This window comes from Vibrio sp. Vb1337, assembly GCF_033338715.1.
Taxonomy (GTDB): domain Bacteria; phylum Pseudomonadota; class Gammaproteobacteria; order Enterobacterales; family Vibrionaceae; genus Vibrio; species Vibrio alginolyticus.
The window spans coordinates 1-1044 of record NZ_JAWOTD010000269.1; the positions used below are offsets into that span (position 1 = coordinate 1).

General features: G+C 34.5%; 1 protein-coding gene. It reads left to right on the top strand.

The window, feature by feature from the left end:
• Positions 1-671, top strand: a 671-nt coding sequence (locus R7E42_RS25550) for a LysR family transcriptional regulator (RefSeq protein WP_318073318.1), incomplete at its 5' end; no start/stop codon positions are given.
• Positions 672-1044: the final 373 nt, after the last annotated feature.

Below are 1044 nucleotides of genomic sequence, written 5' to 3' on the forward strand. Positions count from 1 at the left end.
GAAAGCTCGTCTTAACTGACCATGGGAAAAGTATTAGTCCCCTGGCTCTTGAAACATTAAGTAAGCTACAAGAACTAAACTATAGAGCCAGATCACTGAGTGATTGTATTAGCGGTAAATTCAAGATAACAATGCCAAACTCTATAGCTTCATCAATTTTCGGCAGTATTTTGAGAAAATTACAAGAGAGATACCCTGCGGTAATTTTTGAAATTTCGTCTAGTAATAAGGTCGAGAATTTATTAGAAAGCGATGTTGATATTGCAATAAGACTAAATGATGTTGTTGATGATAATTTAATTGCGCATAAAGTTGGGAATTATAATGATGTTCTAATTTCTAACAACAGCAATGAAAAAAGTAGCACTCTTCTTATATATAAAAATCATTCGAATAAGGAAGAAATAAGAAAAAATTATTGTGATGTGATAGAGGTCGATAATACATCAATTTTATTGAACTTTGTTGAGCAAGGTGTGGGATTGGGCGTAATACCCAACTACCTGTTAAAAGGCAGTAGTCATCAAGAAATTTTAAAAGTTACCCATACATACAGCACAGAAAAGTCAATGTATGTCGCCTACCCCTATCAAAATCCATTACCGAGAAAGCTGGCCGAAATTTCATCTTTCATAAGGTTAGAGCTCACAGCGATCTTAGGGGAAAAGTAACTATAATTACGGAGTCACATCCAGTTGGACTTACTCATTTGATGTCTACCGAAAAATGACAAATAACACTCAAAAACAAAGTTAATTTGTAACAAATTGTTTTATCAAGATTGTCAATTCAATTATCTCAATAGAGGAATGATGCTTTGCGTCACAGAGTTCGTGGTAAAACACATCCTCGGAAATGCTTCTAATGAATGCATATCACGTTAAATAGTGCATCAATTGACTTTGACTAAAACACAAATCTAGTACAGCCCAATAATCAATTGATTTCATAATCTGCGAGCGGTATGGTGTTTGTGACCCCCATAAAAAACAAGGATATTGGCTATGGATAAATTACTGGCGTCCGCTTTAGAAATTAAACAGC